This window comes from Pseudoalteromonas sp. PS1M3, assembly GCF_016865405.1.
Taxonomy (GTDB): Bacteria; Pseudomonadota; Gammaproteobacteria; order Enterobacterales; family Alteromonadaceae; genus Pseudoalteromonas; species Pseudoalteromonas marina.
In genome coordinates this window covers 3,342,206-3,367,585 of the sequence record NZ_AP022624.1, presented here as the reverse complement: position 1 = coordinate 3,367,585, position 25,380 = coordinate 3,342,206, and the positions used below count along the sequence as shown (strand labels likewise).

At 40.5% G+C, this 25,380-nt stretch carries 26 protein-coding genes; 8 read left to right on the top strand and 18 right to left on the bottom strand.

Annotation, left to right across the window (positions count from 1 at the left end):
• Positions 1-2: 2 nt before the first annotated feature.
• Both PS1M3_RS15690 and PS1M3_RS15685 read left to right on the top strand, forming a co-directional pair.
• Positions 3-743 (top strand): phosphoadenylyl-sulfate reductase, encoded by a 741-nt coding sequence (locus tag PS1M3_RS15690; RefSeq protein ID WP_006791348.1) that lies wholly within the window; start codon positions 3-5, stop codon positions 741-743.
• Positions 744-881: 138 nt separating this feature from the next.
• The gene (locus tag PS1M3_RS15685) at positions 882-1,424 is read left to right on the top strand and encodes a DUF4124 domain-containing protein (protein WP_138740531.1); all 543 of its coding nucleotides are present in this window, start codon (positions 882-884) and stop codon (positions 1,422-1,424) included.
• A gap of 3 nt (positions 1,425-1,427) precedes the next feature.
• Here PS1M3_RS15685 and PS1M3_RS15680 read toward each other — a convergent pair whose 3' ends face one another.
• From PS1M3_RS15680 to PS1M3_RS15665, 4 genes are all read right to left on the bottom strand, one after another.
• A complete protein-coding gene (locus tag PS1M3_RS15680; RefSeq protein WP_138740532.1) occupies positions 1,428-1,673 on the bottom strand; it encodes a hypothetical protein in 246 nt (81 codons plus the stop codon).
• A gap of 134 nt (positions 1,674-1,807) precedes the next feature.
• Complete coding sequence (gene acnA / locus PS1M3_RS15675; RefSeq protein ID WP_138740533.1) at positions 1,808-4,552, bottom strand: aconitate hydratase AcnA; 2,745 nt, start codon at positions 4,550-4,552, stop codon at positions 1,808-1,810.
• 200 nt (positions 4,553-4,752) lie between these two features.
• A complete protein-coding gene (locus PS1M3_RS15670; RefSeq protein ID WP_138740534.1) occupies positions 4,753-5,181 on the bottom strand; it encodes a hypothetical protein in 429 nt (142 codons plus the stop codon).
• A gap of 94 nt (positions 5,182-5,275) precedes the next feature.
• Positions 5,276-5,659 carry an RNA-binding S4 domain-containing protein gene (locus PS1M3_RS15665; protein ID WP_203985391.1) on the bottom strand — a complete coding sequence of 128 codons (384 nt, stop codon included), beginning with the start codon at positions 5,657-5,659 and terminating at the stop codon, positions 5,276-5,278.
• A gap of 227 nt (positions 5,660-5,886) precedes the next feature.
• Between PS1M3_RS15665 and PS1M3_RS15660 the strand changes: the two genes are divergently transcribed.
• On the top strand, positions 5,887-6,174 hold the full coding sequence (locus PS1M3_RS15660) for a hypothetical protein (RefSeq protein ID WP_138740536.1): 288 nt from the start codon (positions 5,887-5,889) through the stop codon (positions 6,172-6,174).
• Between the two features lie 55 nt (positions 6,175-6,229).
• Positions 6,230-6,895: a hypothetical protein gene (locus PS1M3_RS15655; RefSeq protein ID WP_138740537.1), complete on the top strand. Its 666-nt coding sequence runs from the start codon at positions 6,230-6,232 to the stop codon at positions 6,893-6,895.
• Position 6,896: 1 nt separating this feature from the next.
• Here PS1M3_RS15655 and PS1M3_RS15650 read toward each other — a convergent pair whose 3' ends face one another.
• From PS1M3_RS15650 to glnA, 5 genes are all read right to left on the bottom strand, one after another.
• Positions 6,897-7,355, bottom strand: coding sequence for a cyclic nucleotide-binding domain-containing protein (locus PS1M3_RS15650; protein ID WP_006791339.1), 459 nt, complete (start codon positions 7,353-7,355; stop codon positions 6,897-6,899).
• A 26-nt stretch (positions 7,356-7,381) separates the two neighbouring features.
• Complete coding sequence (gene ntrC, locus PS1M3_RS15645; RefSeq protein WP_138740538.1) at positions 7,382-8,767, bottom strand: nitrogen regulation protein NR(I); 1,386 nt, start codon at positions 8,765-8,767, stop codon at positions 7,382-7,384.
• 14 nt (positions 8,768-8,781) lie between these two features.
• Complete coding sequence (gene glnL, locus PS1M3_RS15640; protein WP_008127000.1) at positions 8,782-9,852, bottom strand: nitrogen regulation protein NR(II); 1,071 nt, start codon at positions 9,850-9,852, stop codon at positions 8,782-8,784.
• A gap of 83 nt (positions 9,853-9,935) precedes the next feature.
• The gene (locus tag PS1M3_RS15635; protein ID WP_279388986.1) at positions 9,936-10,457 is read right to left on the bottom strand and encodes a DUF4124 domain-containing protein; all 522 of its coding nucleotides are present in this window, start codon (positions 10,455-10,457) and stop codon (positions 9,936-9,938) included.
• Positions 10,458-10,571: 114 nt separating this feature from the next.
• Entirely contained in the window at positions 10,572-11,978 is a 1,407-nt protein-coding gene (glnA, locus tag PS1M3_RS15630) for a glutamate--ammonia ligase (RefSeq protein WP_006791335.1), read from the bottom strand.
• 506 nt (positions 11,979-12,484) lie between these two features.
• On the opposite strand from glnA, the gene typA reads away from it, so the two are divergent.
• Positions 12,485-14,305 carry a translational GTPase TypA gene (gene typA / locus PS1M3_RS15625; protein ID WP_006791334.1) on the top strand — a complete coding sequence of 607 codons (1,821 nt, stop codon included), beginning with the start codon at positions 12,485-12,487 and terminating at the stop codon, positions 14,303-14,305.
• Between the two features lie 289 nt (positions 14,306-14,594).
• Here the strand turns inward: typA and PS1M3_RS15620 are convergent, their stop codons facing one another.
• From PS1M3_RS15620 to PS1M3_RS15605, 4 genes are all read right to left on the bottom strand, one after another.
• Positions 14,595-15,323 (bottom strand): CBM9 family sugar-binding protein, encoded by a 729-nt coding sequence (locus PS1M3_RS15620; RefSeq protein ID WP_033024963.1) that lies wholly within the window; start codon positions 15,321-15,323, stop codon positions 14,595-14,597.
• 72 nt (positions 15,324-15,395) lie between these two features.
• Positions 15,396-15,821 (bottom strand): BLUF domain-containing protein, encoded by a 426-nt coding sequence (locus tag PS1M3_RS15615; protein ID WP_008127010.1) that lies wholly within the window; start codon positions 15,819-15,821, stop codon positions 15,396-15,398.
• Between the two features lie 88 nt (positions 15,822-15,909).
• Positions 15,910-16,998: an MBL fold metallo-hydrolase gene (locus tag PS1M3_RS15610; RefSeq protein ID WP_008127012.1), complete on the bottom strand. Its 1,089-nt coding sequence runs from the start codon at positions 16,996-16,998 to the stop codon at positions 15,910-15,912.
• A 142-nt stretch (positions 16,999-17,140) separates the two neighbouring features.
• Positions 17,141-17,794, bottom strand: a complete 654-nt coding sequence (locus PS1M3_RS15605) for a DUF2959 domain-containing protein (RefSeq protein WP_006791329.1) — start codon at positions 17,792-17,794, stop codon at positions 17,141-17,143.
• Between the two features lie 85 nt (positions 17,795-17,879).
• On the opposite strand from PS1M3_RS15605, the gene PS1M3_RS15600 reads away from it, so the two are divergent.
• Positions 17,880-18,782, top strand: coding sequence for a virulence factor BrkB family protein (locus PS1M3_RS15600; RefSeq protein WP_008127015.1), 903 nt, complete (start codon positions 17,880-17,882; stop codon positions 18,780-18,782).
• Complete coding sequence (gene dtd, locus PS1M3_RS15595) at positions 18,783-19,220, top strand: D-aminoacyl-tRNA deacylase (RefSeq protein WP_008127017.1); 438 nt, start codon at positions 18,783-18,785, stop codon at positions 19,218-19,220. It abuts the gene before it with no gap.
• Here the strand turns inward: dtd and PS1M3_RS15590 are convergent.
• Entirely contained in the window at positions 19,204-19,929 is a 726-nt protein-coding gene (locus PS1M3_RS15590) for a spermidine synthase (protein WP_008127019.1), read from the bottom strand. The genes dtd and PS1M3_RS15590 overlap by 17 nt on opposite strands.
• A gap of 172 nt (positions 19,930-20,101) precedes the next feature.
• Between PS1M3_RS15590 and PS1M3_RS15585 the strand changes: the two genes are divergently transcribed.
• On the top strand, positions 20,102-20,995 hold the full coding sequence (locus PS1M3_RS15585; RefSeq protein WP_008127021.1) for a bifunctional GNAT family N-acetyltransferase/hotdog fold thioesterase: 894 nt from the start codon (positions 20,102-20,104) through the stop codon (positions 20,993-20,995).
• 69 nt (positions 20,996-21,064) lie between these two features.
• Here PS1M3_RS15585 and PS1M3_RS15580 read toward each other — a convergent pair whose 3' ends face one another.
• The 4 genes from PS1M3_RS15580 to PS1M3_RS15565 form a co-directional block, all read right to left on the bottom strand.
• Positions 21,065-22,099, bottom strand: coding sequence for a phospholipase A (locus tag PS1M3_RS15580; protein WP_203985389.1), 1,035 nt, complete (start codon positions 22,097-22,099; stop codon positions 21,065-21,067).
• Positions 22,100-22,302: 203 nt separating this feature from the next.
• Positions 22,303-23,424 (bottom strand): succinylglutamate desuccinylase/aspartoacylase family protein, encoded by a 1,122-nt coding sequence (locus PS1M3_RS15575; RefSeq protein WP_203985387.1) that lies wholly within the window; start codon positions 23,422-23,424, stop codon positions 22,303-22,305.
• Positions 23,425-23,429: 5 nt separating this feature from the next.
• Positions 23,430-24,635 (bottom strand): PLP-dependent decarboxylase, encoded by a 1,206-nt coding sequence (locus tag PS1M3_RS15570; protein WP_203985385.1) that lies wholly within the window; start codon positions 24,633-24,635, stop codon positions 23,430-23,432.
• The gene (locus tag PS1M3_RS15565; protein WP_006791320.1) at positions 24,635-25,375 is read right to left on the bottom strand and encodes a 2,3,4,5-tetrahydropyridine-2,6-dicarboxylate N-succinyltransferase; all 741 of its coding nucleotides are present in this window, start codon (positions 25,373-25,375) and stop codon (positions 24,635-24,637) included. Before PS1M3_RS15565 ends, PS1M3_RS15570 begins: the two co-directional genes overlap by 1 nt.
• Positions 25,376-25,380 lie beyond the last annotated feature (5 nt).

Below are 25,380 nucleotides of genomic sequence, written 5' to 3'. Positions count from 1 at the left end.
CCATGAGTGAATTTAAAAATATATTACAGCTAGATAAACAAAGCCAAGCGGCTATGTTAGCTGATGCTAATGGTGTATTAGCAAATATGAGCGCAGAGCAACGTGTTGCGTGGGCGCTTGAAAATTTACCCGATACCGCGTTTCTATCGTCAAGCTTTGGGATTCAAGCTGCGGTGATGTTGCATTTAATGACAACCCAACGCCCAGACATTCCTGTTGTATTAACAGACACTGGTTATTTGTTCCCTGAGACGTACCAGTTTATTGAGCAAATGAGCGAGCGTTTGTCACTTAATTTAAAAGTGTACAAGGCGCAGCTGAGCCCAGCATGGCAAGAAGCTAAGTTTGGAAAGTTATGGGAGCAAGGTGAGGACGGTATTAAGCAATATAATCAGCTTAATAAAGTTGAGCCAATGACTCGCGCTTTAAAAGAAATTGAAGCGGGTACCTGGTTTAGTGGTTTACGTCGCGATCAATCTTCTACTCGTGCAGATAAGCAGTTTGTAGAAATAAGCCGTGGCACGGTAAAAGTGTACCCGATTATTGAATGGTCAAACCGCGATGTATATCAATACCTAACTAAGCATGACTTACCTTATCACCCATTATGGGAGCAAGGGTATGTATCAATGGGCGATGTACACACTACGCGCAAACTAGAGCCGGGCATGACTGAAGAAGAAACCCGCTTTTTTGGTTTAAACCGTGAATGCGGTCTTCATATGGATGGTGATGGTATTTAGTACCTTAACGCTTTATTTAACCGCAATTAAACGCAGCTTAGGCTGCGTTTTTTATTATCTAAATTTAGATAATAAAATTGCCAGTGAGTGCTTTATTCACTAATATTATATTAAAGGAACAAACAAAGCAGGAACGCTATGAAATACTTTACCTATTTAGCAATATCAGTGATGGTAATTGCTGTCATATCATTATTTTATTTAAAAAAGCCAGACGGCCAAACTTGGCTTTCAGGTTCAACTATCAGCAAAGAAACCCAGCAAATTAAAGAGCAAATGGTTGCGTTATCAACCAATACGCTAAATCAAGCTGTAAAAGGCATTCACGAGGCTGGCGATAAAGTGACGAGTAGTATTTCAAGCGATAGCTCAACGATTACGTCTTCAAGTACTATTTATAAGTGGCAAGATGAAACAGGCCAATGGCATTATTCAGATAGCCCTAACCCTCATGGTAAAAGCATAGAGTTAACCCTCAACCCTGAGGATATAACCGTGATTGGTGCAGAAGATACTTCTATTTTAAACTTAGAGTCTAGTACTAGTGAGATGTCAGCTAATACGCAAACCCCTTCAATATTAAATCCTGAATCGATTAAAAAGCTGTTTGAAGATGCAGAAAACATCGAAAAAAAATTAGAAAAACGTAATAAAGAAATTAATAACTTAAGTGTACTTTAAGCGCTATTCATTAGTATGAGAGCGGATATAACGTTTTTCAGCTTCCATTAGTAAAATGGTTAAATATATTTTGGTGGGTAGTGACAATAGTATACCTACAGCGATGCAGGCTGCGGATGCAATAATGCCGTTAATACCAAATTTCTCATTAAACCCATTAGATATGATAAGTGTATGGCCTGTAATTATAAGGCATATGCCAAGTACAATAGATGTTTTAAGTACTCTAATAATCGTTACATGCGACATAATGCCTCCACTGGTTATGGTGCCAGTGTAATAGGCTATGTGTTTTGTATATTGATGCAGCGCAATAATAAGGCAGTTATAAAAAAGGCCTCATGGTTGTAACCATAAGGCCTATGAGTCATTCACTACGCAGCTTAGTTAAGCATGTTACGCAGTACATATTGTAAAATACCGCCATGCTTGTAGTAATCCCACTCCTTAGGAGTATCAATACGTACATCGGCTTTTACGCTTGTTTTTTTGCCTTCGGCATCGGTTGCTATCAGTGTAACCTCGTCGGTTTTATCGTACAGACCTTGAATATCAAACTCTTCTTGGCCAGTTAAACCATGCGACTCATAGCTTTCACCCTCTTTAAATTGTAATGGCAGTACACCCATTCCAATTAAGTTAGAGCGGTGAATACGTTCATAGCTTTGTGCAAAAACAGCTTTCACGCCTAGCAACAATGAACCTTTTGCAGCCCAATCGCGTGACGAGCCAGTACCATATTCTTTTCCGGCTAAAATAATAAGCGGTGTATCATTTTTTTGATATGCCATGGCCGCATCGTAAATACTTTCTAAGCTATTGTCTGGTTGCGTGCGTGTTACACCGCCTTCTGTGCCCGGTGCTAACAAGTTTTTTAGTCGCACGTTAGCAAAGGTGCCACGCATCATTACTTCATGGTTACCTCGGCGAGAGCCGTAAGAATTAAACTGTGCTTTTTCTACATTGTGCTCTTGTAGATAAAGACCAGCAGGTGCATCCGCTTTAATCGCGCCAGCAGGAGAGATGTGATCGGTTGTTACTGAGTCTCCTAGCTTGGCTAAACAGCGAGCCCTTTCAATAGTAGGAATACCCGGTGGCTCTACGGTCATGCCATCAAAAAATGGTGCTTTTTTAATATAGGTAGATGCGTCGTTCCAATCATACAACTTACCATCAGGTATTTGAATTTGTTGCCAGCGGCTATCGCCTTCATAAACATTGGCGTAGCTTGTTGCAAACATCTCTTTGGTAACCGTTTCTTTTACTAAGTCGCTAACCTCTTTCACACTTGGCCAAATGTTTTTAAGGTAAATATCGTTACCGTTTTCATCTTGTGCAAGGGGCTCGTTATAAACATCTATGTCTGTTCTACCTGCAATTGCGTAGGCAACAACCAAAGGAGGAGAAGCTAAAAAGTTCATTTTAACATCTTGGTGTATACGCCCTTCAAAATTTCGATTGCCCGATAAGATAGAGCTGACTACCAGCTTGTGTTTTTGAATAGCTTGTGAGATTTCATCAGCCAGCGGTCCTGAGTTGCCTATACATGTAGTACAACCGTAACCTACTAAATTAAAACCTAGGCTTTCTAAGTCGTCCATTAACCCCGCTTTCTCTAAGTAGTCGGTAACTACTTTTGAGCCAGGTGCCAGTGATGTTTTAACCCAAGGTTTAACGTTAATACCTAGTTGTTTTGCTTTTTTAGCCACAAGGCCTGCTGCTAAAATAACACTTGGATTAGACGTGTTGGTACAGCTTGTTATAGCTGCAATAACGCATGCACCGTCGTTAAGTTCAAACTCTTGGCCTTTATAGTTAACTTTTGCCGCCCCCATAAATTGTGCTTCGTTTACAGGTTCATCAGGGTTGGTTGTGGGGCCTTCGCTTTCGATACGCGATTGCTCGTCATCACTTTTATCGCGATGTGCTATACGCTCTTCTTGAAAACCTTTTAGGTGCTGAGAGATTTCCTCGCCGGCTTTGTTAAGCGCTATTCTATCTTGTGGGCGTTTTGGGCCTGCAAGGCTTGGTACAACATCATCGAGCTTTAGTTCCAGGGTATCGGTATAGCGAGCTTCGTCGCCATCGTTACGCCACAAGCCTTGGTGTTTTGCATAATCTTCAATAAGCTTTAGTTGGTCTTCATCACGGTTGGTAAGACGTAAATAATTAATCGTTTCGTCATCAATTGGAAAAATACCACATGTAGCACCATATTCAGGTGCCATGTTAGCAATGGTTGCTCTATCTGCAAGGGGGAGATCTGCAAGGCCATCGCCATAAAATTCTACAAATTTACCCACCACGCCGTGGTTACGCAAAATTTCAGTTACCGTGAGCACTAAATCAGTTGCTGTTGTGCCTTCTGGTAATCGGCCATTAAGTTTCATGCCAACTACCTGTGGAATCAGTAAGCTAATTGGCTGGCCAAGCATTGCAGCTTCAGCCTCAATGCCGCCTACACCCCAGCCAAGTACGCCTAAGCCATTAATCATGGTTGTGTGCGAGTCAGTACCAACCAGTGTATCGGGGTAGGCAAACTTTTTACCATTGCTATCTTCGTTAAAAATAACGCGAGCAAGGTATTCTAAATTAACTTGGTGAACAATGCCGGTTGCGGGTGGTACCACTTTTAAGTTATCAAATGCCGTTTGGCCCCAACGTAAAAATTCGTAGCGTTCTTTATTTCGGTCGTATTCAAGTTTCGCATTTAAATCAAAGGCACCATCATTTCCATAGCCGTCAACTTGTACTGAATGGTCTATTACGAGTTCGGCCGGTGACAGTGGGTTTATTTTTGCAGGATCTCCGCCGAGCTTTTCCATTGCATCTCGCATTGCAGCTAAATCGACAATGGCAGGTACGCCAGTAAAGTCTTGCATTACCACTCGTGCAGGGGTAAATGCAACTTCAGATGATGGTTTTGCTTTTGGGTCCCAATTTAATAGCGCATTAATGTCTTGTTCTTTGATGTTTTCGCCGTCTTCGTTGCGCAGCAAATTTTCTAGCAAGACTTTTAAGGAGAAGGGGAGTCGTTTTGCTTTGTCGCCAAGCCCTTTCAGAGAATGAATATTATATTGCTCACCATTAATTGTGAGCTCATGTTGGGTATCGAAACTATTTTTCATTATTTTGCCCCTTCTTAACTAATTAAATTTTTTGAAAAGTAACCTCTGTAATTTGGCAGTTGCAAAGTGCATACCATGATAAATGAGTATTAAATAGCTGCATTTATGTGCAGCTATAATAGGAAGTAAGGTGTTAAATTATGAGTTCAATAAACCATCTATGACAACGAAAAAGCACGTTGTTCAGCTGGCCTATTCAGTTAGTTTAGCCAGCCTTGTTGTTTCCCTTTTATACTTAAATAAATAAGCGCTAAGGCAATAAAAACCACCATAAGTGGCATTACAACCGAGCTTATTCCTAGCAAGGCAACGCTATCAATTATAAAAAAGTTGTAGTATTGCTGCATGATTATCGCGCCGAGCGATAAAGCAAAAGTAGGTGTTGCCAGCGATTTTTTAGCAAGTAAAAAAATGCAGCCTAAAGCACCACCAAAAACGGCAACGGCGAAAGCAATGGTGGCCCATAGTGGGGTATTTGAATATGCAGCTTGTTGATCTAATGGTAGTTTACTGATCATATCTGGGCTTGTCATTATGTGCATAATGAATGCTATAACGCCCAATAAATTCCATATAAGAGCAGCCCAAGCGGCAGGTCTAAACCAGTTTTTAGGTGTGTGAGATGACATGTGTAACCTTATTTTTTATTATTATTAACAAGGTTATTAAAGAGCAAAAAAGCCAACTATACAAGTTGGCTTTTTTATAATGCGATTTGTAAGATTACCCAAATGAAATAGGACGACGCCCTGTTTTTTCATCTACCTTTGGCTTTTTAGTGCGCTTACGTTTACTTTTTGCTGGTTGGCTTTCAGGTGGTGTAATGTTTTGTTTAGGTTCAACCGGTGTTTGTTCACTTGCTCTTTGCGCTGGGGTTGCATCTTCACTCAGGGTGAGTTGAAAAAGCTCGCCATCAAATTCCAGTACATCACCACTGTATAATTTTTTCCGCTTTATTGTACAAATTTCATGGTTAACACCCACATAGCCTTCGGCGATTAGGTTTTTAGCTTGGCCGCCACCTTCAACTAAATTAAGTACTTTTAATAATTTACAGAGCTCTATCGGCTCTTCTTCTAGTTCAATTTCTATGTATTCTTCGTTCATTGTTACTCTCGGTGGAGGCTTGCATAGGCTGTAGTATAAAGGCATAGGGCCAATTATGCACCAAACCAAATCATTCAAATTTACGTATTAGTTATTTTTTAAAAAATGACTCATTTTAAAAAAACTGAAGTATTTATTAGTTAAGCTCCGGCGAGTCATGTTTTAAGTGGCTTACTAATTGCTAAAGCAGTGTCGAATTTAGAATACATAGAATCATGGAGTAAAAAATGGGCGTAAGATTAGCAATGAGAAAAGAGCTAATGGGCTTAAATCATTCAGACATGTTAACTGCCGATGACGTTAGGGAACACCTTAGTAGATCAATAAAAAAGCACGACCAAAAACCCGAACGCGGGTTTTCGGTTATTTCAAAATTTAACGATACACACAGCCAGTTACTCAGTGGCAACACTAACAAAAAAAGCGTTTTGGAATTTGAACGTCACCGCTTATTCAAAGAAGTGTTATATACGCGTAAAAGTGTAGATGCTTGGTTAGATAACCAAATAAATTAAGTTGCGATAAAGCAATACCTCTAATAGACTACAAGCGTAATCAACTGAGGTGACTATGAAAAAAGGATTTTTAATTTGTGTATTGGCATGTATGTTAGTTGCATGCCAGCAACCCACCGTTTATGTTTTTAGTGAAAACTTGCAAGATGAACAACGTAACCAGCTTGATGCGGCGTTAAAGGCACAAACTCTTCCCTATGAATATGTAACGTTAGAAATCCCATCAGATTTTGGTGAAGCTACATTGCTTTTATCAAGCGATAAAATTTATTCCAAAGAGACAGAGCAGCTTGCGTCCATAATGCAAGCGCTCGGGTATGAGCCACAAGTTAATTATACAAGTCGCTCAAACCATTTTTATGGTGATGGCAATATAGGTTTTTATTTAAAAAATACGGCTGCAAATGCTGCTTTTGTAATGCCTAAACAGTTACGAGCAACTCAATGCAGTGAAGATAAGTACAATGATTTAATCGTTACCTTTACCAAAGAATACGCTGATTTCACGTTACCCAGTGGCGCAGTTGTGAGGTTGGGTTGGGAGTTTTTATATGGTTACGTTGTCATTTATTACAAAAATTATTCGCAAACTTATCGTCACTCGCAGCCACTTATAAATACGCCCTTTGGCGATAAGCCATCAGATACTTACACGTTTACAGCCCATGTTAATAATCCTAGCTGGCTCGATTGCTCATTGCAGGTTGTTTATATGGACTGAGCTAACCGTGATTTTCTATATAGTCACTGAGCTTAGTTATTCGTTCACTCATACCTTCAATAATACGGTCTTTAATTTTTTCTCGAATGACATTGGGTAACTGAGTGAGTGCTTCGGGAGTGATGGCAAGGACTATGGTGTCGGTTTTAGCGCGAGCACTTGTACTGCGCTCTCTGTTATTTATAAATGCGCCTTCACCTATAAATTCGCCAGGCTCTATTGTGCCCAGTTCAAGTAAGTGATTATGCTTAAATACTAAAAGTGCGCCGCTAAGTACAATATACAATCGTTTATCGTTATCGAACTGTTTAAACAAAAATTGGTGCTGGCCAACTAAATACAATAGGCCATATGATTCTAATAAAATTTGACGCTCGTTAAGCGTAAATTCCTTAAAAAAATGTAGCCTGTTAATTATTTCCATTTGTTTGAACAATGGAATGTGTTCGATTAATTTCATTCGATATCAAAATTTAATGCACATTGTTAGCTAATATTGCGCTCTTTTAATTTTCGGGTCAATGTATTGCGACCCCAGCCTATTTTTATGGCGGCATCTTGTTTGTGACCCGAACAATTAGCAAGTGCTGTTTTAATTAAGCGTGTTTCTAGTTGTGCCTGTATGTCTGGCCAAATATTTTCTTTACCTTGTTTTAGTTCATTATTAAGCCATTGCTGAAAAGCATCCAGCCAATCACCTTCCTCTTGTATTGGTGTTACTTCAATAATTTCAGGGGGCAAATCTTGCTCTGTAACAAGCTCGCCTGGTGCCATAACCGTTAACCAACGACAAGTGTTTTCAAGCTGGCGAACATTGCCTGGCCAGTTAAATAAACGAAGTTGCTCGGTTGCTTTAGGGCTCAATACTTTGCTTTCTACTTGCAGATCTTTAGCGCTTTTATGTAAAAAGTGTTGCGCTAAGCGTTCAATATCTTCGGTGCGTTCACGTAAAGCAGGTAAATGAAGGCGTACTACATTTAAGCGATGGAATAAATCGTCCCTAAACTTACCTTGTTTAACTAAGTCTTCTAAGTTTTGATGTGTTGCGGCAATAATGCGTACATCAACTTTTATACTTTGATGACCACCAACACGGTAAAACTCTCCGTCGGCAAGTACGCGAAGTAAGCGTGTTTGCACATCTAAAGGCATATCGCCAATTTCATCTAAAAATAAAGTGCCGCCATTGGCTTGTTCAAATCGACCTTTTCGCACGGTATCTGCACCGGTGAACGCGCCTTTTTCATGGCCAAACAGCTCAGACTCGACTAATTCTTTAGGTATAGCAGCCATATTAAGGGCAATAAATTGGTTTTCTTTACGCGGGCTGTGATTGTGAAGTGCACTTGCAACGAGCTCTTTACCTGTGCCCGACTCACCATTAATCAAAACACTCATGCTAGATGCTGAAAGTTTACCTATTGCTCTAAAGACCTCTTGCATAGCGGGTGCTTCACCAATGATATGAGCACTTTTAGGGGGCGTTTGCTTACGTTTGGTTTTTTTTGTGGAATTTGCTCTAAATGCGCTTTCAACAAGTGCAACGGCTTCATTTAAATCGAATGGTTTAGCTAAGTACTCAAATGCCCCTTTTTGAAAGGCGTTCACTGCTGAATCTAGGTCTGAGTGCGCAGTCATTATTATTACTGGCAAGCCAGGGTTTTGTTCTGCGATGAGTTCAAGTAGGGCCATGCCATCCATACCGGGCATTTTCACATCCGATACTAAAACAGTAGGTTGACTAAACTTCAATGCATTAAGTACATCTTGCGCGTTGGCAAAGCTTTCTACATTAAAACCAGAGCGTTCAAGTGCTTTTTCAAGTACAAAACGAATTGATGCATCATCATCTACAAGCCAAACTGTTTTCATGGCAACTCCAAACATTAATCTGCAAAGGGCAGATAGATATTAAATTCAGTATGTCCAGGCCAGCTATCACATTCAATATAGCCATCGTGCTGATCAATGAGCGTCTGTGCAATCGAGAGTCCAAGCCCTGAGCCACCTTCTTTGTTGGTGATCATAGGGTAGAACAAGGTTTCACGTATGCTGTGATCTATGCCTGGTCCGTTATCAGATATTTGGATCAACAAGGCTTTTTTAGGTGCCTTACCTGGACGACGGTGTTGATGATTAATACGCGTTTTTATTTTTATCTCACCACCCTCAGTAAGCGCCTGCTGAGCATTACGAACAATATTTAAAACCACTTGTTGTATTTTACTCTGATCAATAAACACATTAGGGATACTAGGATCGTAATCTTTTTTTAATTCGATATTTGAACAATTATCGAGTGTGCTTAACTTCACTACCGACTCTAACGCTTGGTGTATATTAACGTAAGATTTTTGTGGCAGTTGGTTAGGCCCTAAAAGTCTATCTACTAGTTCACGTAATCTGTCTGCTTGCTCAATGATGAGCTCAGCGCATTGATTTCTTTCTTGCTGATCAACCTCATATTGCAATAATTGCGCCGCTCCGCGAATTCCACCTAAAGGATTTTTAATTTCGTGTGCCAAGCCTCTTATTAAGTTACGTGCTGCTTGGTATTGATGCATTTGATTTGAAGCTTGATCGTGCTTTATTTCATCGTCTGTTTGACGACATTCTAATAAAATATACGCAGTACCTTTAAAGTTAATTCGCCTTGAATTAACACTTACTTTGGCATGGCGAGAATCGCTAAAGACTACGTCAGCTCTGTGTTGTTGGCAATCAACGCCATCAATTAATGAAAACTGCGCGATGCGTTTTAAGTCAATTGAATGGTAATTAAAAAGGGTATCAAAGGGCTGTTCGAGTAAGCGTTTAGTGGCAAGCCCAAGTAACTCACTGGTACTGGTATTGGCATAAAAAACGGTAAAATTTTTATCGAGAAGCATAACTGCCGTTGTTTGATTTTGCCATATGGCATCAAGCAGTTCGGGGCTAAAATTTTTGTTATTAATCATGTTTGCACCATTTTAGTGCGCAGGTGTTTACAGGCCAGGTTTTATCTTAAATGAGCTGCTGCGCCTAAGTATTAAGTTTCGCTTTAATTGCTATGGATTTTGCCTTTTCTGCGCATATTAAATATACGTGGCTCGCTCACAGCGATAATTTGGTTTTTCTCGTTAAACAGTCTTACTTGAAGCATATGTTCACCGGCTTCAACATCAGCAATTGCAAATACTGAGTTATTTATTGCAGGGCCGTTTGCTTCTCCATTAACAAGCAATTGAATGGTATAGCCTGCTTTAAAGCTCGGCATTACGCGGCTGGTGACGTATATTGTGCCGGTATTTTCATGAATGGTTTGATTGTGCTCAGGTGACGTAATGGCAATACCAAACCCTGTTTTTTTAGTATGGGATTGGCTGCTGAGAGTCGCTATCTCTTTAGCGGGCATAGTTAAGCTCTGGCTAGAGAGTTTTACCTCTGTAGCACCTTTACGCGGTGTATCTGAAAACACTAAAACGCCGTTTTGATCTTTCCAAGCGTAAATTCTTTTTTCACCCGCATAACCATAATTACTTAATCCTAAAGTAATCATTAGCAATAAAATCTTACTATTCACACTGCTACCCTGCAATTTTTATGATTGCTTAACTTTAGTGGAGTTTGATTTAATTTACCATTAAAAAAGCCCGCTAAGCGGGCTTGAGAACACACATTCTTTTACAGTGTCACATTAACAGCTGTAGTACATTTCGAACTCAACTGGGTGAGTTGTCATGTTAAGTTTTTCAACTTCTTGGCCTTTAAGTGCAATGTAAGCATCGATTAGGTCGTCAGTGAAAACACCACCTTGAGTTAAGAACTCGCGGTCAGCACTTAATGCATCTAGTGCTTCACCAAGTGAAGATGCAACTTGTGGAATTTCTGCTGCTTCTTCTGCTGGTAAGTCGTATAAATCTTTATCCATTGCATCGCCAGGGTGGATCTTGTTTTTGATACCGTCAAGACCAGCCATAAGCATTGCTGAGAAAGCAAGGTATGGGTTAGCTGTTGGATCTGGGAAGCGTACTTCGATACGACGACCTTTCGCAGATGGTACCACTGGAATACGGATTGAAGCAGAACGGTTACGTGCAGAGTATGCAAGCATTACTGGCGCTTCAAAGCCTGGTACTAAACGTTTGTACGAGTTAGTTGATGCGTTAGCAAATGCGTTAATAGCTTTAGCATGCTTGATAATACCGCCAATGTAGTAAAGCGCTTCTTCAGAAAGACCACCGTACTTATCACCAGCAAAAAGGTTAACACCGTCTTTTGCTAAAGATTGGTGACAGTGCATACCAGAACCGTTATCACCAACAATTGGCTTAGGCATGAATGTAGCTGTTTTTCCGTACAAATGAGCCATGTTATGAATAACATATTTCATTTCTTGGATTTCATCTGCTTTTAAAACCATGCTGTTAAAACGCGTAGCAATTTCGTTTTGGCCTGCTGTTGCTACTTCGTGGTGATGTGCTTCTACTACTTGACCTAGCTCTTCAAGTACTAAACACGTAGCTGAACGCCAATCTTGTGAAGAATCTACAGGTGAACAAGGGAAGTAACCGCCTTTAACACCTGGACGGTGACCAGTGTTACCGCCTTCATAATCTTTATCTGAGTTCCATGCCGCTTCTACAGCGTCAACTTTGTACATTGAACCAGACATGTCTGATTTGTATTTAACATCGTCAAAAAGGAAGAACTCTGGCTCTGGGCCAAATAATACGGTATCAGCAATACCTGTAGAGCGCATGTAATCTTCAGCACGTTTTGCAACAGAACGCGGGTCACGCTCGTAGCCTTGAAGTGTAGAAGGCTCTACAACGTCACAACGTACGATTAATGTTGTTTCTTCAGTGAAAGGGTCAAGTTTTACTGATTCAGCAACAGGCATTAAAACCATATCTGATTCGTTTATGCCTTTCCAACCAGCAATTGAAGAACCGTCGAACATTTTACCGTCTTCGAAAAAATCTTCATCAACTTGGTGATGAGGAATAGATACATGTTGCTCTTTACCCTTTGTATCAGTAAAGCGTAAATCAATGAACTTAACGTCATTTTCTTTAATAAAATCTAAAACCGATTGTGACATGTGTCCTCCAACTATTGGGTTTTATTATTGCTGCATAATTGCTTTGGGATTTATTAAGCTGATTTTGTGCCATTTTTATAACTCTATGTTTATAGGTTAAAAAAACTTAGTTGCTACAATGTGGGGCATAAAATAGCACCACTATGGTGCGGTTAAAGTCCACTTTGGTGCAGGTTATGTGCACTATAATTTGTTGTTAATTTAATCGCTCGAAATCAGCATAACCTAAATGCAAAAGAGTGCCAAAAATATCGTATAAATAGTGTAAACTGCATTTTTGAAAAAATAATGACAATTTATTTCATATAATTGTCATATATAAAACAGATACTTAGTAAAAGTATTGAGAAAGTTTTGAAATTTGTATTGGATAAACTTTCATCCATGTCATTAATGAGGGATAATATGCGCCCTTTTAAATCCTATGCTTGGACATCTCGTGAAAACGCAGATGAGTGCGTAGATCTTGCAGGATCATTGAGAATTTAATTTCTCTGAGTAAATATATGAGCATCGAACAGTTAAGAAATATAGCGATTATCGCGCACGTTGACCACGGTAAAACAACTCTGGTTGACAAACTACTTGAGCAATCAGGTACATTAGAAACACGCGGCGGTAACGAAGAGCGCGTGATGGACTCAAACGACATTGAGAAAGAACGTGGTATTACCATTTTAGCTAAAAACACAGCTATCTCTTGGAATGATTACCATATCAATATCGTAGATACCCCGGGACACGCCGATTTCGGTGGTGAAGTTGAACGCGTACTTTCGATGGCTGACTCAGTATTATTACTTGTTGATGCTCAAGAAGGTCCAATGCCACAAACGCGTTTCGTAACGCAAAAGGCATTCGCGCAAGGCTTAAAGCCAATCGTCGTTATCAATAAAATTGATAAGCCAGGTGCACGCCCAGATTGGGTTATGGATCAAATCTTTGATTTATTCGATAACCTTGGTGCAACTGATGAACAGTTAGACTTTAAAGTAATCTACGCATCAGCTATCAACGGCTGGGCAACATTAGATTTAGACGAGCCATCAGACAACATGGAACCTATGTTCAAGATGATCGTTGACGAAGTATCACCACCGGATGCAGATCCTGAAGGTGACTTCCAAATGCAAATCTCTCAGCTTGATTACAACTCGTATAAAGGTGTAATCGGTATTGGTCGTATTAAACGTGGTTCTGTTGCGACTAACCAACAAGTTACAGTTATTGGCGCTGACGGCACGACTCGTAACGGTAAAATTGGTTCAGTACAAAGCTACTTAGGCCTTGAGCGTATCGACACTGATAAAGCTTATGCTGGTAACATCGTTACTGTAACAGGTTTAGGTGAGCTTAAGATTTCTGATACGCTTTGTTGTCCTAACAACGTTGAAGCATTACCACCACTAAGTGTTGATGAGCCAACAGTTACAATGACGTTCTCTGTAAACAACTCACCGTTCTGTGGTAAAGAAGGTAAGTTTGTAACATCACGTAATATTCGTGAGCGTTTAGACAAAGAATTAGTACACAACGTAGCACTTCGTGTTGCAGATACTGACAACCCAGATAGCTTCCGCGTATCAGGTCGTGGTGAATTACACCTAGGTATCTTAATCGAGAACATGCGTCGTGAAGGTTATGAGCTTGCTGTATCTCGTCCAGAAGTAATCCTGCGAACTGTTGATGGCGTGTTAGAAGAACCGTATGAAACACTAACGATTGACTGTGAAGAAGAGCACCAAGGTTCTATCATGGAGCAAATTGGTCTTCGTAAGGGTGAACTTACTGACATGGCACCAGATGGTAAAGGCCGTATGCGTATGGACTTTATGATCCCAAGCCGTGGCTTAATCGGTTTCCAAACTGAGTTCATGACACTTACTTCGGGTTCTGGTTTACTTTACCATACGTTCGATCACTACGGTCCGCACAAAGGTGGCGAGCTAGGTGTTCGTAAGAACGGCGTAATGATTGCAAACGCAACAGGTAAAGCACTTACTAACGCATTATTTAACTTACAAGAGCGCGGCCGTTTATTCATCGGTCACGGTGTTGAAGTTTATGAAGGTATGGTTATTGGTATTCATAGCCGTGATAACGACCTAACAGTTAACGCGCTTAAAGGTAAGCAACTTACTAACGTTCGTGCATCTGGTACAGATGAAGCACAAACATTGACACCACATCTGAACTATTCACTTGAGCAAGCGCTTGAGTTTATTGCTGATGATGAGTTAGTAGAAGTTACACCTGAGAACATTCGTATTCGTAAGCGTCATTTAACTGAAAATGAGCGTAAACGTGCGGGTCGTGCTCCTAAGTAATAGCCTATTAATTTAGAAAAATGATTTCAAAAGCCGCTGTATTGCAAAATACAGCGGCTTTTTTGTTTTTAAAGCAAGAGAAGCTTTCAGTTTTTAGTTATCAATATTGAGCTCTAAAAGCGCAGCGCCTTTTGTCCTCTTTGTGAAAAATTCACTTAAAAATTTTTGTAGAAAGAAAAGAGAACGAGAAGTAAAAGAGCAAGCGCTAAAACAACTGATAGTTCAAAGCCTCTATTTTGTTGGTTTTTTTGTTGTGTTTCGCTGCGCCCAACCTATACGCTAACTTACATCACTTTTTTGGTAGTAAGGTGATTTTGCCAAATACATCTGCGTCTATAAATCCTCGGTTTCTGTCACCGTTCACTGGCTGTACTTCGTGTGACCCCATAAAGTGCTCGCGTGTTTCACTGCCATCGTTATCGCAATACGCGAGCATAAAGCCAATAACTTGTTTTTCTGTTAATTTAAGCGGTGTATTTTTTGCGCCTTGTTGATAATCATTCGGGTAGAGTTTTATCGCAACTTCCCAAGTAATGTTATAGGGTGCAGTGGTATTGCGTTTCCAGTTGCTAACTAAGTGGTCGGTATACAAGTGCGCTTTTTTATCAGGGCCGTAATCGGCAGCTTGGTTATCAAGGCCAATGTGGTACGCTAAAGCAGTGTGGTTAAATTGGTGAATCCCGCCCGATGCATCGCTATCTATAAATATTTCAAGGGCATCGTCATCCCAATATTTATAGGTAGGGTTTGGGTGTGTATCTATTAAAACGTCATCTACAATATCGGCTTGTAAGTATAAGAATTTTTCATCCCACAATAAGCGATAGCGGCCTTTAAAATCGGCTTCGTTTGAAGGCAATGTACCATCCATTAAATGTGGCATATCGTGCCAAGCAGCCTCATCCCATGCGCTTTCAGATACGCCATCAATGCTAATAGGGGTTGATGTGTATTTAACGTCTGCTGCCATTATTTGGCTGCTGATCACTATGCTCGTGGCTAAGAGTACTTTTTTCATTAATTGTTCCATTAATTAAAGTTGGCTTAGCTTGGCTTAAGTTAACATTAAAAACAATAATACATGCGCATTTTAACTAATAGCACCTGTAATGCAGCCTTTTAACGCTAGCATTAATAAGTGGGCACTTTCGCCAGACATTTTAAATGGATTAAAATCAACAGAGCCTGAAAATTTCAGATTCAGTGATTCGGTTACTCTAGATTGTGGAACATAACCCATAGACCACTTTTCAAATTCTCTTTCTGGAATTTGGGTATAGTTAAGCATAATTACATTGTGGTGACGTTTGTCGTTTAATATTTGTTGATAGGTATTATTTACTGCGGTTCTGGAGCCTTCAAGGCACTGTAAAAAGTATTCGTTACTAAAGCAAAGCATGCCGGTAACATGTGTTTTTACATTATAGGTACGAGCACTTTGTAAAATACTTTCTATATCTTTTGGGCCAAAGCCGTCTGAAATTTTGCTTGCGTAAATGAGTCGTACTAGAAACATAATAACCCCACATTGCTTAGTTAATTAAAGATAGTTCAGCTAGAGGGTTATTACGAATTATGTTGATGTATTTCAGCTGGTGGGCAATTTAAAATTTAATACTTTCACCTTCATTTAAAATATAAAGCGGCACGGGTGATTTCATTGTTTCATGCATGTGTAATAAACGTAGTAAAGCCGAATGACTACTTCGGTCGCCCATTTTCCATGATGAGTTACCGTACCCCCACGGTATCATGACTTTACAGTTAAGCTCGTGTGCGGCCTTAAGAGCATCTTCTGGGGTTGTATGGACATAACGATACCACTTGGGATTATCTTCGCTGTAGTAAGAGGCTATCGGCATTAAGCACACATCAATATCGCCATACTTTTGCTGAATATCGCTAAAGTGTTTGGAGTAGCCAGTGTCGCCTGCAAAAAATAAGGTACTGCCATTTTGTTCAAGTAGCCAGCCATTCCATAAGTCTTTATCGTTGTCTTCGTAAATAAAGGGTACTAATACACGGCTGCTAAAGTGATGCGCTGGTAGTGCATGAATGGTTAAATCATCAATTTTAGTTTTTGCATACCACGCCATTTCGCTAATATTAAGTCCTGCGTTTGGAAAGTTATCTGCCATGCCTAATGGTGCTAAGTAGCGAGGTTGATTACCTATTTCTTCTATGTCTGATTTATTAAAATGATCGTAATGAATGTGCGAATATATAACGGCATCTAGGTTTTTAAGTTCGCTTTGAGTAAGCCAATCACCAGGTTGTCTATAAAACCCAGAGGCAAGCTTAAATGCTAAATCAACGGGTGAGTCAAACTGCTCTTTTACGGGGTCGAACACTACATGCTGTCCATTTGGTGTTTGGATCATAAAGCCAGCATGGCCTAACCAGCGTATATTAAAGCCAAGGTTTAGCTGTGGCTTTAATTGCTCAGCGTTAAATGTGCAATTTTCAGCAGTGGTTTCGCATATTACATTCGGGTGTTGTGGGTAGCAGTCAGCTTCACAAGTAACCGGATAGGTTTTATCGCTCACATAAAGGTTGTGATAACGCCCTTCACGCTCACCTGATTCATGAATTGGCGTTATGCTGTCTTGCCCAGCAATTACATTTACAGTGTTTGCGCTGCAGGCGGCTAAGAAGCTTGAGGTAATAAGTAAGCACAGAGTATGTAATTTCATTTCGACTGTTGCTATTGTTTTAAAGAAGTTTAAGCTTATCAAAAGCTATTTATTAAACAATGTGTTAATCGTAACAAAAAATAATCACAAAAAAGCCCGTTAAAATTAACAGGCTTTTAGAGCTGTTATAAAAATAGCATTATTAGGCTTTGTTCATTTGCTCAATAAACTTATTTGAATCGGCGATTGACTTGTTCATGTCGTTCATCAGTATCTGAATGTCGCGTTTAAGGTTAGTAAATTCACCTTTTATAGCAGCAACTGCCTGTGCATTTAAATTATGCTTTAAGTACAAAACGTTATCTTTTAGTGATGATAGTACTGGTTCCATTTTACTTTCAGCACTGCGCATTGAACGAAGAAGCTGATCAAATTGGCGCTTAGTGGCATTAAGTTTTTTACTGCTTTCGCGTTTTAACGAAGCGCTTTTGTACTGTTCTAATTCATCGCTCCACTCGTCAAACAAGGCTTCAGCAACATCTTCTACTTTATTGATATTGGTAGTAACGTCGTCTGCGGCTTTAAGGCTTGATTCGTAATCGTCATTTAGTTGATTGTAAGCATCTTGGAGCTCACCGCCATCAAAATTAATTAGTGTAGTTAAACGCTCAAGCGCTGACTGAAACTCTTCTTGAGATTCTTCTTGTGACTCTTTGGTTTCTTCTACGCGGTCAATAAGAATGTCACGTTTGTGAACACCTACTTTTTCCATTGCAGAATAGTAAGCTGATTGACACCCAGATAATGCTAACGTTAGGGCAAGTATTGATGCGCTTAACAGTGTTTGTTTTTTCATTTGATTCCCTATTTACGTGTAAGTGCTGTAAATTCCGGTGCTGATTGTTATGATAATCAAAACTCGATAAGCACAAGTCAATTGTATGAATGATAAGCTCTCCCATTACAAACAGCAAGTTAAGTCCTTTATGCGCCAGCAACCCGGTTGGTGGATGCAATATATTAATCGTTGTATAGACGATCAAATTACAGTCAATGCTGGTTACCTTGCTTACGTAACTCTGCTTTCATTAATACCGCTTATCGCTGTAGGGGTTGCAATATTTTCAGCGTTTCCGGGGTTTGAATCGACTCGTATGGAAATAGAAAGTTTTTTGTTTACTAACTTTGTGCCGACCTCTACGGATGTGATCAGAGAGCATATTAGCTCCTTTGCAGGCAATGCCAATCAAATGACTGCAGTGGGTATAGGTTTTTTAGCCGCTGTTGCATTACTTTTAATACGCAATGTAGATGCAACACTTAATCGCATTTGGCGTATTAAGAAAAAGCGCCCAATGATGATTTCATTTGCAGTGTATTGGATGGTCTTGAGTTTAGGCCCTGTATTACTGGGCGCAAGTATTGGTGTAACTTCATACATTGTGTCGTTAGTATCGTTTGCTGATCAAGGTATTCCGGGGTTTAGTGGATTTTTATTAAAATTACTTCCCTATGGAATTTCGATGATGGGCTTCATCATGCTTTATACCTTAGTGCCAAATACACGCGTATCGTTTAGAGCCGCTGTGCCAGGGGCATTGTTTGCTGCACTTTTATTTGAGCTAACAAAAAAAGGGTTTGCACTTTATATTAGCCACTTTCCTTCATATGAGGTTATTTACGGTGCGGTAGCAACAATTCCTATTTTATTTGTGTGGGTGTATTTAGCGTGGGTAGTTGTACTTTTGGGCGCCGAATTTACGGCGTGTATTAGCCCAAATGATATTGAGGATACCCCAGAAATAGAACTGGAAGAAGAACCTAAATCAAAGGATATAAGTTAAATGCAAGGGCTAATACAGCGCGTAAAACACGCAAAGGTAGAAGTTGACAACCAGGTAATTGGGCAAATAGAGCAAGGTATTTTACTTTTGTTAGGTGTTGAAAAGGCAGACGATAATGAGGCAGCTGATAAGCTTCTACATAAAGTAAGTAATTACCGAATTTTTACCGACGAAAACGATAAAATGAATTTAAGTTTAAAAGACATGGGTGGTGAATTATTAGTTGTTTCGCAATTTACGTTAGCCGCAAATACTAAAAAAGGAATGCGTCCGAGCTTTTCATCTGCAGCGACCCCAAGCCAAGCTAACGCGCTTTACGAGTACTTTGTTGATCAAGCTAAAGCGCAAGGTATTAGTGTTGCAACCGGTGAGTTTGGTGCTGATATGCAAGTGAGTTTATGTAACGATGGACCGGTTACGTTTAACTTATCTGTTTAGGGTGTTGTTTACTAATGATCACTATATGGTTAACGTAACCTGAAATTTTATGAGGGTATACTGTATAACCAAATACATCGAATAATAGCTTTTGGAGCTGTTTTAACTGTGAGTTATGTTGCGATAAAAAGTTAATAAATAGTTTGCCGGTAGTGTTAAGTGCAGCGTGAATTTTTTCATAAAATGCGTGCTCAAATAAAAATCGGGGCGCATCTATCTGGCAGAATAAATCTAATATAACCCAATCTATATTACGCGCTGAAGTAAGTACCACCTGTGCATCATCGCATAGTAAATTTTCGTTACTGCTTAATGCAAAAAACTGCGAATAACATGCCAATATGCCTGCATTTTTTTCAACTGACGTTATATTTACTTGAGGGTGTTGCTTAAGTAAATAGTTACGAATAGCCCCACCGCCCAATCCAAGTTCAAGCACGTTATTAGGTGGTGGCAGTGTTTGCCATTGCGCTGCTAAATATTGCAAGTGAGGAAACAACAGTGTTTGTGGATTATTGACGTCGATAATGGATTGCAATGTGTTGTTTATTAATAGCCAGCGTAAATTACCATGCTCGCGAACTTGAATGTGATCGCCATTTACGTTTTGCCAATAAAGTAGCGTTCCTTCATTTTGGCTGTTTTCAATAAAATGACTGTTAATTAGGCCTGTTGAGGCATCAATGTATGTGGTCATGTTATTTAGCATAAACCAGCTTTAGTAAAGCGCAATGGGATCTGTCATTAATTTTTTACGTATTTTAAAAGCTTCACCAAAGTCGTATTTGCAGTTTTGTTAAGATGGAGTATGGTATTTGCCATCAATAGGTTGAGGCCTTTTTAAATTTTTACATGCGGCTTTTACAGCAACAGGAGTAAGTATGTTTCAGGTAAGTACCCCACAAAGTAGCGAAGATTGGCAAGCTTATTATCAATTACGCTGGCAGGTTTTACGCGCTCCTTGGGGGGAACCAAGAGGTTCTGAACAAGATGATTTAGAACAAGACGCTGAACACCGCTTTATAAAAAATAAAGAGGGTGATGTATTAGGTGTGGCTCGATTACATTTTAATAACCACGAGCAAGCTCAGGTTCGTTATATGGCTGTGGCTGAAGGTAACCGAAATCAGCATATTGGTAGTCGCCTGTTACACGATTTAGAAAAAATAGCGTGGACACAAAATGCCGATGAGCTGGTGTTATTTGCACGTGAGCGAGCGCTTGAATTTTATAAGCGTCATGGGTACGAATTAAAAGAAAAAGCGCACTTGGCATATGGTGACGTACAGCATTATAAAATGGTTAAGCAAAAACCGAGTGAGCCGGGTTGGTTCCGCCATCCAAATTGGACTCAGGTACTGCAAAATATCTGGCGAGAATCAATTCCTATTAGTGATGCAATGGGCATTAAAGTAGAAAGTTACACCGATTGGCAATTTACAACCAGCGCTGATTTAGACGCTAATTTAAATTTACATAACACCATGTTTGCTGGTTCTATTTATAGTTTAGCGACATTAACTGGCTGGGGTGCAACGTATTTGGCGCTCAAAGAAGCGGGACTTGAAGGTAGCATAGTTTTAGCCGATGCGAGTATTAAGTACCTGAAACCACTCAATACAGATCCGCGCGGTTGTGTAGATTTACAAGCGTGTAAAGGCAAATTAAGCGATTTAGAAGCCGATGGTAAAACAAGTTATGTGGTACCGGTAATCATTTATGATGGTGACAACGTAGTTGCTGAGTTTGAAGGTGTTTTTGCCGTAAAAAAATAACGAGTAATTTTTAATTGAAAAAAAGCCAAGCACTTAATAATTAATGCTTGGCTTTTTTATAAGCTGATATTACAACAAATCAGTTAATAATATACCCACACCAATACGCTCAACGTCGGCGTTATAATCTATTAGGCTTTCACCGTAGCCGTTAAAGTATTGCGCGTAGCCACGAACGCGGCCCCACAAAGGAAATGACCAATCAAGCTGAAGTGCACCACGATTGTCTGAATTTAAATTATTGCGAGTCATAAAGCTAAATTCATGGTCGTGATAACGATAAGCACCGCTAAATTCAAAGTACCCCATGTATTTGTAAATATCAGGGTTATCATCACCTTTTGCATCTAGCAGGTTTTCTTTTTCGTCTTCAGCTATGCGATACCAAGGTTTAAAGCTAAAAACAAAGCCTCGGTTTTCCCATATGAAGTCGGCGTAAATACGGTTCCACGAACGTGAGTTTGGTTGGCTTCGACCATTTGACTGGTGTGAAATACCTAACACAATAGCCATTTCATCGCCCCAAAGTACGTTTTTTGGATCCAGATAATTTATCCAAAAAATTTCAGGTTCGTAGTTGGTTTCACGAAATGGCGATGAAATTTCTGAGTTATAAATTTGCCAATACGATTGCAGCGTAAAACCAAAATACAAGGCTTGGTCTTCGTCAGAAAATTCGTCAAACAAGGGAACCTTGATTGAAAGTTGATATTTTGCTTCTAAGTTATCGAGCGTATCACCATCTTGTTCATCGGTGAGCTCATCAAAACGGTCAAAAGGGCGATCGTTAGGATGCGATACGTATGATAATGGCAATATGTAATTACGTTTGTGGGGGGTGATTACATTACGATTTTTTTTACCAACCTCTTCACGTGCTTGGCGTTTATCGAGTGCGGTCAGTTGTTTGTTTTCTTCCAGTGCAGAGCATTTTTTACGAAGCTCATCGAGTGTTTGCTTGCCATCGCCCCCAATCACTTCATTCAAAATACATTGCTTGACGAGTTCTATACTGCTGTCTTGCTCGTTTGTTTGTAATTCGTCTTGCGCAAATGCTGCGGTACTTAGTAAAGCTGAAAGGGTGATCCAGTGGCGCCAGCTCATTGTAATTCCTTGTGAGTATTGGGTAGGTTGTGATTTATTTTATTATAACGCTTTTTACATTAGGTACAGTGAACTTTTACTGAACTGTTTACATTACGTTAAAAGCGGTACTAACAGATCAAAAGAAAAGCGGCCAAAGCCGCTTTATCTAATGTACATTAACTTAGGAGATTAATGTACTCTCACGCAATGAGAAGGGTGAGCTATAGCTCAAATACGTTTGTAAAAAATTTATACAACTCAGTGCCTTGATTTACGCTTGCTGAGGCAAAGTGCAAAATAGCGATAGCATCGCAATCAAGAGTCAGCGTTTGTAATGGTTGTTCACTTAGGTAGCGTTCCATACGTAAAATATGTGCGATGGGCTCGCCTGCTTTAATATGACTACCAAGTGGTGCTATATATTCAACCATGCCGCCAATAGGGGCGTAATAGGCAAAGTAGTCATCTAGGTTACACGCATAGCGAGTTATATTAGCTGGTTTATGCGGTGCATCTACTAATACGTTCTTATGATTTAGGTAGCATAATATGCTCTTTGCATCGTTGAGTGCTTCTTTTAAATCTATTTTTTCTTGGCTACCTAGCTCAACTGTAAAGGCTTCTACCTGCACGTTGAACGAACGCCCTTGCGCGCTAAGTGCATTGCTTAAGTGCCACCATGGGCAAAAGCTAGCTTCATCCATAGCGCCATCAAAGTCGCTTGGGATCAGCAGTACATGTTCAATATTAAAATAACGAGCACTGTCTGTTGCATAGGTTGGGCAATATAAATGCTTACTTGAAATAGGGCCTGTGTGTAAATCGAGTACTATGTCGGCTTGGTGCGCAAGCTTTTGCAAATTAAGCGCAATGCGTTTACCGGTATTGAGTAAATATGCAGGGCCGTTAAGTTTGGTGTCTATTTCATCAAGCAAGGCTTGTTTAAAGTTATTTTTTAAAGCTGCATCGTCGTACTGGCTATGATCTTTGGCAAACTGGGTGACTAAATCACTATTGTAGTGATACATACGGTTCCAGTTAGTGCCCGTAATTGGGTCGAATCGGCCAAGGGTAAACTCCCCTGATTTTTGATTGCAACCAATAGGGTTAGCATATGGTACTAAGGTAATGTCGCCTTTTAAATTGAGCTGTTTTAACTGCTCTAGCAGCTGAAAAATAACCGCGTTACCTTGTACCTCGGCGCCATGCATGTTGGCTTGAATATACACGCTTGGACCTGTGCCGTCGCCTTTTAAGCGATACACCGGAATAGTGAGAGGCAAGCCATTTGCTACTTCCCCTACTACAATGTTTTCTTGGCTAATGGGTGTTGTTATGCTCATGTTTATTACCTTAAGTAGTGACTGGCATTTTCTGCTTGGCGCACACAGGTGAGCTCGCCATTTTGTAACACATATTCTGCGGCTAGTTCATGGCATAAAAAGTAGGGCATGCTTTCGGTAAAACCATAGGCGCCACATTGGCTAAATACCAGCCAGTCTTGCTCGTTTAAATCGCTTGGTAGGGTATGCTCACCTAAACAATCAAGGGCAGTACATAATGGGCCATATAGGCTCATTGCTTGTTCTGGCGCCGTTGATTCGCGCAATAACGCCGCAGGAAAATCTTGGCTTGTAACAGCAGGACGCAATAAGTGGTTAATACCACCGGTTAAAATAACTTGCTGTTGGCCGTAGTTTTGTTTGCACTCTACTACGGGGTTAGCATAATGACCGCATTCGCCTACAGCGTAGCGGCCAAGCTCCATCCAAAGCTCGTCTACACCCGCCTCTTTTTTAATTTTAGCAAGCGCGGCTATAAGGCCATCCCACTCAAGGATTGTCTCGTTTTGTGTATAAGGAATGCCTAAACCGCCGCCTAAATCGAGAATTTTAAGGTTTATATTTAAGTTATTAGCCAAGGTGGTAAGCGGTGCAATCATTTGCGACCACAGCTCGCTTAGCTTTTGCGTGCTAAGCATGTTGCCCCACTGAAAAATATGCAGGCCATCAAAATTAAGTGCTGGGTAATCGCCAGTATTGAGCGCTTGCCATTCATCGCAGCCAAGCCCAAACGGAGTTAGGCTGTCGCCGCCTAGTGGGTTTTTTTCACCTTCAGGCCAGCGTAGTTGCACACGCAATAAAACTTGCAGCTGCGTATTTTGCAGCTGCGCTTGTTGGTTTAACCAACGCACTTGATTGAGGCTTTCGGCAACAAAAATACGTACGCCGCGCTCAATAAAGTGTTTAATTTGTTTAGAGCTCTTTGCAGGCCCTGTGTTGAGCACGCGCTGCGAACTAATACCTTGTGCAAGGACTTGTTCAAGTTCACCTTTACTTGCTACGTCAAAGTTAAAGCTTGCGCTATCTAAGCTTTGAATAATCTTAGAAAGCGGGTTCGCTTTTACTGCATACCAAAGTTTTACATCGGTTTGCGCAACTAAGCGCGCAAGGTGTGCGTTTAGTTTATCTAGGTCGTAAACAAAAAAAGGGGTATCAAGTTGCTGAGTAAGCGTATTAACAGCGGTTTTGATTGGCGTGCTCAAAAAGCTCATTATCGTAAAACCTCTTCTAGCAATAACGATGCATCGCTTTGCTCGTCGCGGTATTTAACAATTAACGCACACGACATGCTTAGGCCTTGCTCACGAGCCCACTCGTTAGACGCAGGGCGAGAGCCAGGTATTACAATGGCGTACTCTGGAATTGGCTCGCCTTTATCTAGCTGGCGCTCGTTTACGCAGTCGTACACCGGAATGGTTGCAGATAAGCGTACGCCTGGTGCAAGTACAGCGCCTTTTTTAACCACTACGCCTTCAACAATGACACAACCTGCGCCAATAAACGCATCGTCCTCAACCACAACTGGGCTTGCCCCGATTGGCTCAAGTACACCACCAAGTTGAACGGCTGCGCTCAAATGTACGTTTTTACCTACTTGTGCACACGAGCCCACTAACGCGTGGCTATCAACCATAGTGCCTTCGTCGATGTATGCGCCAATATTTACGTACGCTGGTGGCATAATAATAGTGCCTTTAGCTACGTAGGCACCACGACGAACGCTTGAACCACCTGGTACCATACGCACGCCGTCGTCAGTGCTAAACTCTTGCGGTGCAAGGTTGTGCTTGTCAACAAACCCGCCTGCAAACTCGGTGTTAGTGCCATTTTTAAAGGCTTCTAAAATGCCTTGTTTTACTTCTACGTTAGCTTCCCATTGACCGCTTTCGTTTTGTGATGCTGCGCGTACTGCGCCCGATTCTAAATTATTAAGTAGTTCTAACCAGCTCATTATAA